Consider the following 5358-nt stretch of genomic DNA (forward strand, 5'->3'; position numbering starts at 1 on the left):
GCGCCCCGACCAAGCAGGATTCGGCCAGCGCCCACGGCTCGCCCCTCGGCGACGAGGAGGTCCGCGGCGCCAAGAAATTCTACGGCTGGGACCCGGAAAAGAAATTTTTCGTGCCCGACGCCGTGCGCGATTACGGCCAGCGCATCAGGGCCAGAGGCGCGAGGCAGAACCGGGAATGGGACGAGCTGTTCGCGCGTTACACCGCCGCATACCCGGAACCGGCCGCCCAGCTGCGCCTGCTGCAGAACCGGGAATTGCCGGACGGCTGGGAGGACGCCATTCCCAGTTTCACGCCCGGGACGAAAATATCGGGCCGGGCTGCCAGCAGCAGCGTGCTGAACGCCATCGCCGAGCGCATCCCGGTCATGATCGGCGGTTGCGCCGACCTCGCCCCCTCGACCCTGGCCGTCATAAAAAACTCCCCGGGTTTCCAGAAGGACAATCGCGGCGGCAGGAACCTGCATTACGGGGTGCGCGAGCACGCCATGGGCGCCGTCGCCAACGGCATCTCCTTAAGCGGCTTGCGGACGTTCGTTTCGACGTTTTTTGTTTTCTCCGACTACATGCGGCCGGCCATGCGCATGTCGGCGCTAATGAAGCAGCCGGTCATTTACATTTTCACCCACGACAGCATCGGCGTCGGCGAGGACGGCCCCACCCACCAGCCGATCGAACACCTGGCGTCGCTGCGGACCATGCCGAATCTGGAAGTGATCCGCCCCGCCGACGCCAACGAAGTGGCCTTCGCCTGGAAATATATTATGGAAACCGGAAGCTCGCCGACCGCCCTGGTGTTGAGCCGCCAGGACCTGCCGGTATTCGACCGCAGCCAATACGCCTCCGCCGCGGGAACATTGAAGGGCGGCTATGTCCTGGCCGACAGCGATGGAGTCCCGGACGTCATCCTGATCGCCAGCGGTTCGGAAGTTCAGCTGGCCCTGGCCGCCCTTGAAGAGCTGAAAAAGGAGGGAATCGGCGCCAGGGTGGTCAGCATGCCGAATTGGAGCTTGTTTGACCGGCAAGGGGCCGATTACCGGGAAATGGTGCTGCCGGCAAAGGTGGCCAGGCGGATCGCCATCGAGGCCGGATCGACCTTCGGCTGGAGCCATTTTCTGGGGCCAAACGCGGAGGGGCGGGCGCTCGGCCTGAAAACATTCGGGGCGTCGGGAAAGCCGGACAGCCTGTTCTCCTACTTCGGCCTGACAAAAGAGGCGCTGGTCAAGGCCGTGAAAGAATTGCTGCAATTGGTCCGGCCGTAGAAGAGCACCGGCGTGAAAAAACAGGAAAATTCATTCAAGGAAGCGCTGACCGCATGCCGCGACGAAGTGGCCGAGGCCGAGGCCCGGCTGCGCGCGCAGCGGATCGTGGAAAGGATCTGGGAAAAGGATTTCCGCGTCTGGGGCTCGGAACCGGCTGAAATCGCCAACCGCCTCGGCTGGCTGGACTGCCCTGAAACTTCATTGGCCCGGGCCGATGAAATCATCGCTTTCGTGACGACCATACGGGCGGAAGGTTTCACCAACGCGCTGCTCCTGGGCATGGGCGGTTCGAGCCTGGCAGCGGAAGTGTTCAGCCATTCGTTCGCCGTGAAGGAAGGATATCTGGCCGTGGATGTCCTGGACAGCACCCATCCCGGGGCCGTGCTGGACTTCGCCGCGAAGCTGGACCCTGAAAAAACCCTTTACATCGTCTCCACCAAATCGGGTGGAACGGTGGAAACCTTTTCCCTGATGAAATTCTTCTACAATCAGACCCTCGCCCGTGTCGGCCGGGACAAAGCCGGCAGCCATTTCATCGCCATCACCGACCCGGGCAGCGGACTGGAGACCGCAGCCAGGCAATTGGGCTTTCGGAAAATATTCCTGAATGACCCGAACATCGGCGGCCGCTATGCGGCGTTGTCGCTCTTCGGCATCGTTCCGGCGGCACTGCTGGGCATCGACATCAGGGAAATCCTGCGCCGCGCCGCGCTCATGGCCCGCAGCAGCAAGGGGCATGAGGGGAACACACCGGCCAGGCTCGGAGCGATCATGGGGTGTCTGGCCGCCATCGGGCGGGACAAGATCACTTTCTTCACATCGGCCGGGCTGGCTTCTTTCGCCGACTGGCTGGAGCAGCTAATCGCCGAAAGCACCGGCAAGGAAGGCAAGGGAATCCTGCCGCTGGTCAACGAAGAGCTTCTACCGTCGCAAACCTACGCCGGAGACAGGCTTTTTGTTTGCCTGCGCCTGCAGGACGATCACGCCCTCGACCGGACCGTGCAGGGTCTGCGCGCCGCCGGGCAGCCGTTGGTGGAAATCGTTTGCCGGGACATCTTCGCCATTGGCGGCGAGTTTTTCCGCTGGGAAATGGCCACCGCCATCGCCGGCTGGCTCTTGGGCATCCAGCCTTTCAACCAGCCGAACGTGGAATCCGCCAAGGTCCTGGCCAGGGAGATGCTGGCCGAATTTTCCCGCAGCGGCACCCTGCCGCGGCCCTCGCCCACATTCACCGCCGCCGGGCTGAAGGTTTACGCCGATGGCCAAGCCGGCAATTCAACCGGTTTGCGGCGCGACTATTTCGGCAAGGATGCGCGTGATTTCGCCGCCAAAGGCATTGCCTACATCGCCATCCAGGCTTACATGAAACCCGACGAAGCCAGCGCCCGGGCGCTGCAAGGCTTCCGCAACCTGCTGCAGGAGAGATACCGGACCGCCGTCAGTATCGGCTACGGGCCCAGATTCCTGCACTCCACCGGGCAGCTGCACAAGGGCGACGCGGGCAAAGGGTTGTTCGTCCAGCTGCTCTCCCGGATCGACGAGGACGCGCCGATCCCCGATCAGGCGGGGGCGGACAAGTCATCCGTTTCTTTCGCAACCCTGATCACGGCCCAGGCTTTCGGCGACAGGCAGGCCTTGCTGGAGAACCGGCGCCGGGTCGTCACCTTTCAGTTCGAGGGCGATCTGCAGACTGGTTTCGCCGCCCTGTCCGCGCTTATGGCCGGAGATTGAAGCAGCTCCCGATCGCAGCTGCAACTGCAGCCGCAGGGAAAATAAATTGCAAGAAAAAGCCGGCAAAATTGTTAGGTGAAATGTCAAAACATTATTCGACCGAGTAACGTAAAAATGCCTTTGGAAAACAGGCAATGTCGGGTATAATGAAACTCACCCCAGGAGGCAAATCATGGGCATGAAGAGCAGCAAAAAGAAATGGTTCATCGGCATAGCCGCCGTTTTAGTGATCGCGGCACTTGTCTGGTTTTTTACCCGCAACGGCAAGGAAGTCCTGGGGAAATACACCATGGTTAAGATCGACCGCGGCGATCTGGAGGCCGTCGTTTCCAGCACCGGAACGCTCGGCGCCGTAACCACGGTTCAGGTCGGCACGCAGGTCTCGGGCCGCATCGCCAAGCTCTATACTGACTTCAACCAAACCGTGAAGAAAGGCCAGCTGCTGGCCATGCTCGACACCTCTTCCCTGCTGATGGCTGTCTCGGAGGCCGAATCATCGTACGAGAAAGCCAGGGCCCAGCTGAAGCAAAACAAGCAGGATCTGGACCGCATGCAATACCTGTTCAAGGAAAACATCAAGACCAAGAACGACCTGGAACAGGCGCAGGTCAATTATGAACTGGGCCAAGCCACCTTGAAGTCGGCGCAATCGGGCCTGGAACGGACGCGGATCAATCTCAGCTACGCCTCCATCTACGCCCCCATCGACGGTATCGTCATCTCCCGCAACATCGACGTCGGCCAGACCGTAGCCGCCAGTTTCTCGTCGCCCACCCTGTTCCTGATCGCTAACGATCTTTCCAAAATGCAGATCCTGGCCAACGTCGACGAGAGCGATATCGGCCAGATCAAGGAAGGCCAGGAAGTGCGCTTCACGGTCCAGGCCCAAACCGACAAGAAATTTTCCGGCGTGGTCAGCCAGATCCGCCTGGAACCGGTGACCATCCAGAACGTGGTCAATTACACCGTGGTGATCAACGTGGCCAACGAGGGGGGAATGCTCCTCCCGGGCATGACCGCTACCATCGATTTCCTGGTCGGCCAGGCCAAAAACGTCCTGCGCGTGGCTAATGCGGCATTGCGTTTGAAGCCCAGCCAGGAAATGGTGCAGGAACTTATGAAGCAGTTTCAGGCGCGCTTTGGCGGCGCGGCCGGCCGCACCGGGGCCGGCGCCATGCCGGCCGGAACCGGCGCAGCCAACGGCGGCGGCTTCCCGGGAGCCGGCGCCAACGGCACGCGCAAAAGGCCCAAGGATGTGGGCATGCTCTGGATCCTTGACAACGACGGCAAACCGAAGCCCATCCGGGTCAAGACCGGGATCAGCGATGGCCAGATGACCGAGATCAGAGCCAGCGATATCAGCGAAGGGATGGAAGTGATCAAGAGCATCAACCTGTCCCCCGAGGAGCAGGCCGCCCAGCAGGGCCCGCCGCGCATGCGCATCCTGTAAGCCGCGGCCAAAGAGGCAACATGAGTAGTAGCGAAGCCGTCATCCGCACCGAGCGGGTGATCAAGATTTACGACAGCGGCGAAGTGCAGGTCGAGGCCTTGAAAGGGATCGACCTGACCGTCAACCCCGGCGAAATGGTGGCGATCATGGGCGCGTCCGGATCAGGGAAATCGACCATGCTGAATATCCTCGGCTGCCTGGACTATCCCAGCAGCGGCGCTTACTACCTGGACGGCATCCACGTCAACAAATTGGACCGCGATCAGCTGGCCGACATCCGCAACAAAAAAATAGGCTTCGTGTTTCAGGGCTTCAACCTCCTGGCCAGGACCAGCGCCTTTGAAAACGTCGAGCTGCCGCTGCTGTACACCCGCAACGCGCCGGACCAGGATATCGACCTGTTGACCAATCAGGCGCTGGAACGGGTGGGGTTGGCCGATCGCGCCCAGCATTTTCCCAACCAGCTCTCCGGCGGCCAGCAGCAGCGGGTGGCCATCGCCCGCGCCCTGGTCAACCAGCCGGCCATGGTGCTGGCCGACGAGCCCACCGGCAACCTCGACACGCGCACCAGCATCGAGATCATGGCCACCTTCCAGGAGCTGAATCGCCAGGGCATTACCATCATTTTAGTCACCCACGAACACGACATCGCCGCCTACTGCCGTCGCATCATCGAATTCCGCGACGGCTGGATCATCCGCGATCTGGCCGTGCCCCACCCCCATGACGCCGCCAAGGACTTGGAGACCGCCCGCACGAAAACCGCTGACGGCCAAGGAGAGCGCCCATGAAATGGAAAAACCTGATCAAGGTGGCTTTCAAGTCGATCGTCAAGAACAAGATGCGCACCCTGCTGACCATGCTGGGCATCATCATCGGCGTTGCCGCCGTGATCGTCATGGTGGCCATCGGCAAGGG

The 5358-nt window shown here is 61.5% G+C and carries 5 protein-coding genes; all 5 read left to right on the forward strand.

Annotation, left to right across the window (positions count from 1 at the left end):
- The coding region (locus NTW95_03085) for a transketolase (GenBank protein MCX6556404.1) at positions 1 to 1259 on the forward strand (1259 nt) is incomplete at its 5' end.
- Between the two features lie 12 nt (positions 1260 to 1271).
- Positions 1272 to 2990 carry a glucose-6-phosphate isomerase gene (locus NTW95_03090; protein ID MCX6556405.1) on the forward strand — a complete coding sequence of 573 codons (1719 nt, stop codon included), beginning with the start codon at positions 1272 to 1274 and terminating at the stop codon, positions 2988 to 2990.
- Positions 2991 to 3162: 172 nt separating this feature from the next.
- The gene (locus NTW95_03095) at positions 3163 to 4440 is read left to right on the forward strand and encodes an efflux RND transporter periplasmic adaptor subunit (protein MCX6556406.1); all 1278 of its coding nucleotides are present in this window, start codon (positions 3163 to 3165) and stop codon (positions 4438 to 4440) included.
- A gap of 20 nt (positions 4441 to 4460) precedes the next feature.
- The gene (locus tag NTW95_03100; protein ID MCX6556407.1) at positions 4461 to 5231 is read left to right on the forward strand and encodes an ABC transporter ATP-binding protein; all 771 of its coding nucleotides are present in this window, start codon (positions 4461 to 4463) and stop codon (positions 5229 to 5231) included.
- On the forward strand, positions 5228 to 5358 hold a 131-nt coding region (locus tag NTW95_03105; protein ID MCX6556408.1), incomplete at its 3' end, for an ABC transporter permease. The genes NTW95_03100 and NTW95_03105, both read left to right, overlap by 4 nt.

This window comes from Candidatus Aminicenantes bacterium, assembly GCA_026393795.1.
In the GTDB taxonomy this organism is placed as follows: domain Bacteria; phylum Acidobacteriota; class Aminicenantia; order UBA2199; family UBA2199; genus UBA2199.

Coding starts and splice junctions, on each gene's coding strand:
- NTW95_03095 (MCX6556406.1), top strand. CDS start 3,163: ATGGGCATGAAGAGCAGCAAAAAGAAATGGTTCATCGGCATAGCCGCC.
- NTW95_03100 (MCX6556407.1), top strand. CDS start 4,461: ATGAGTAGTAGCGAAGCCGTCATCCGCACCGAGCGGGTGATCAAGATT.